The sequence below is a fragment of the Candidatus Darwinibacter acetoxidans genome, assembly GCF_041936445.1.
Classification (GTDB): domain Bacteria; phylum Bacillota; class Limnochordia; order Darwinibacteriales; family Darwinibacteriaceae; genus DTU010.
The window spans coordinates 1-3,493 of record NZ_JBHGXH010000259.1; the positions used below are offsets into that span (position 1 = coordinate 1).

Sequence of the window (3,493 nt, forward strand, 5' to 3'; positions counted from 1 at the left end):
GCGGATACAACACACCAAGACACGGCACATTCTAACACACCTCACGGTGACGCGCCGGGTAATGAAGTGCCCCATGGAGATGTACCGCATGCGGATGTCCCCCATGGTGACCAGGCTCACGGAGATACGCCTCATAGTGATGTACCGCATATGGACGGCACGGCTGCCCATGGCGATTACACGGATTACATGGACGAACCACATGCCAACGTCAGCCACCTCAATACACCACATGCGGATGCAACACACCAAGACACGGCACATTCTAACACACCTCACGGTGACGCGCCGGGTAATGAAGTACCCCATGGAGATGTACCGCATGCGAATGTTCCCCATGGTGACCAGGCTCACGGAGATACGCCTCATAGTGATGTACCGCATATGGACGGCACGATTGCCCATGGCGATTACACGGATTACATGGACGAACCACATGCCAACGTCAGCCACCTTGACTCTCCGCATGTCGACCATCAAGACTACTACAACCTTCATACGGATGGAGGGATTACAAACCCCCATGGGGATCAGCCCCATGAGGATACTGCCCATGAAGACTTAGCGTACATCGATGAGATATGGCATGGTGATGAGTCTGTCCACGGCGACATCGCCCATGTCAATGTTGCTCACGAAAACCAGGCTTATCTGAACGAAACACACTCCAATACAGCCCATTCCAACACAGAGTACCTTGATGTACCGCACAGCAACTCGAGTCACAAAGATAGTCCCCACCTCAACACACCACATGCAAACACGGCTCACGAAGACAGAGCCTATGAGGATACGGCCCACGGGGATGTGAGCCATGGAGACGTGGGACATGATGACGTTGCGCATGCCGACAGGGCTCATGCTGATCAACCGCATGGGGACGAGACCTCCGGAGGGACCACCCATGAGGATACGCCTCATGGCGACCTGGAGCATCTAAATACACCCCATGCCAATGTGACTCACATCAACAGCCCACACATCGATTTGCCGGCACAACATGTGGACGATGTCGTTAAGATCCCGTACCCTCACATCGATCACCAGGACTACTCGTTGATCCATACGGATGGAGAGGTGGTCAGCCCCTACTGGGATGTGAGCTACGCCGATCATACTGATGAAGTAAGCTACGGGCACACCGACCATTCAGACTCAACCGAGGGCCATCAAGACAACCCGAGATTCGAGGGATATTATTAGAAAGGAGAGAGAATGTGCTTAGCGTCAAGATAACCAACGCACTGTGCAATTTGCAGTGCTCGTACTGTTACGAGCACATCTATCGAACGAGGCTCAACCACAAGGCCGTCGATATGCAAGCTGTAAGACGGCAGATCGAGAATGAGCAGGAGCCGCCATATCTTCATGGCGGAGAACCGTTACTGGCTCCTTTGGAGGTCATCGAAGAGATCCTGTCGATGAGCTTTCAGAAGGTGGGCTCGTCGTCGCTGCAGACTAACGGCACTCTCATCTCGGACAAGCACGTGCAGCTTTTCAAGAAGTACAATACGTCGGTGGGCATTTCCATTGATGGACCTGGAGAGCTCGGAAGATACAGGAAGACTCTGAAGAGCGCTAAGCCAACGGCGGATATTGTCATGGACAAGATCCGCATGCTTAGGTCCGAGGGGATAAACGTTGGGATCATCTGCGTGTTGACCAAGGCAAATGCATTGCGAGCACAGAGGGATACCTTTAAGGCCTGGATCCGGGAGCTCCATGAGCTCGGCGTATCTGGACGATTGAACCCGGCACAGATAGACTACCCTTCGGCGCAGGATATTGCTCTGACTGCCGAGGAGCTGTCTGACTTCTACTGTGACATAACCCGTTTCATACTGACCGAAATAGGAGATGATTGGCTGCCGATACGGGACGTTGTAGACAGCCTGCTGGGCCTCAATCAAGGTACGTGTAACTTCGGCGAATGCGACTACTACAATGCTGTTGCTGAAAAGGTCATCTTTAGTGACGGTTCCACTGGGAGCTGCCTGAAGACAGCCAAGACAGGCCACGCGTATCCCCGTTTTCAAAACGCCGATGCGGATCCAAGGGGCTTTGCAAAGATACGTTATGAGACACTGCCGTTAGTACCGCAGGAGGATGGCGGCTGTGAAGGGTGCAAGTATTGGCGGAACTGCACCGGTGGGTGCCCATCGGAAGGCTTCGGGGGCGATTGGCGGAACAAGACCCGTTACTGTAAAGCTTACTACGATCTGTTCGAGACGGTGGCAGACATCTTGCGCAAGATCATGCCCAATGTCATTCTCACATGTGATCTGGATTCGTCGCATTTTCCGAGCAAGAACTCGGTGCGCAATATGAACCCCAGCGCTTTCTACTACATGACTTACGGCAATGGGTTCAACCCCAGCAGCTGGAGAAAGGATGCCAGGGTCAACATCGAATGCTGCAGTCAGCAGCGACCAGAATCAGGAAATGAGTTGGTAAACCAGGACTATGACCACGGTGATAGGCCCCATGGGGATAGACCACATGGGGACTCTTATTTCTAGGAGGTGGCTATGATGGAAAGAAACATGACAAGAGATGACCTAATCCACAGCCTTGATGTGCTGCCATTCTCGCGTCTGGTATGGAACTCCGAGGCCGCCAGAACGAAATGGGAACCAGTTATCGGAGCCGTGGCATCGTTGCATGACAGAGCCGAGTATGAAATGGTTCGCCTGGGGAAACGCAAATGTGGGACTCTGCACCTGGCTCCACACAACTTCCATGTTTTGATCGAGCGGTTGAAAAAAGACGGGATGGTGTGGCTGCCCATCCAGTGGTCCAAGAACTACTCCGGGTTTGCACACTATCATCTGCCTACCACTGTCGGTGATCCCAACAGCAGCTGCTATGGAGTTATGGCTCGGAACCTGGAGGATGCCGAGGCGTTTAGAACGGCCTCTGCTTACAATGGGCGGAATGCCGGCAAGGTGGACCATGAGGTGATCGGGGAATTGCTTGGTTTCCCGCCATGCTGCGCAAAGTTCTTTGTCGAGGAATGGGGCAATGGTTTCTTCGACCCAGTGTGGCAGTCCGCCGTGAGGGGAAACGGCGTCATGGTGGGCGACAGGACGCTCGAGGTGGAAGGGAACGTATTTACGAACCAGATGCTTCGTTATTTCGGGTTCAGGATCACCAGCCACTTCCCTTGCAGCCTCAACTGTGAGGCCACCAAGGAAGTTGGTGAAGTGTGGCTCGATGTGATGAAGAAAATGGATGCTGATCTGGCAGATTTGCTGGTCGAGATCTTGGAAATGCCCCTCATTTGGAGCTGCTTACATGGCATCGCCATTGTGGAGACACCTATCTTCACCATCATCACCAACAGTCTGCCCACAAAAGAATCATGGACCGTTATGTACAACGCTCCTGGAAAACCGAAGGCCAGCGCAGAGCTCATTCCGCTCGGGTCCGATGTCGACTACGACAAGCTAACGGAAGCGATGGTGGAACAGTTGCAATGGAGGCGCTAGGCGGT

The 3,493-nt window shown here is 53.3% G+C and carries 2 protein-coding genes and 1 pseudogene; all 3 read left to right on the plus strand.

Going from position 1 to position 3,493, the window contains the following annotated elements; genetic code table 11:
* A pseudogene (locus ACE4YL_RS09865) lies at window positions 1-1,203 on the plus strand (hypothetical protein); the annotation flags it as partial.
* Between the two features lie 14 nt (window positions 1,204-1,217).
* Window positions 1,218-2,519, plus strand: a complete 1,302-nt coding sequence (locus ACE4YL_RS09870) for a radical SAM protein (protein WP_461369601.1) — start codon at window positions 1,218-1,220, stop codon at window positions 2,517-2,519.
* Window positions 2,520-2,531: 12 nt separating this feature from the next.
* Complete coding sequence (locus ACE4YL_RS09875) at window positions 2,532-3,488, plus strand: hypothetical protein (protein ID WP_461367177.1); 957 nt, start codon at window positions 2,532-2,534, stop codon at window positions 3,486-3,488.
* Window positions 3,489-3,493 lie beyond the last annotated feature (5 nt).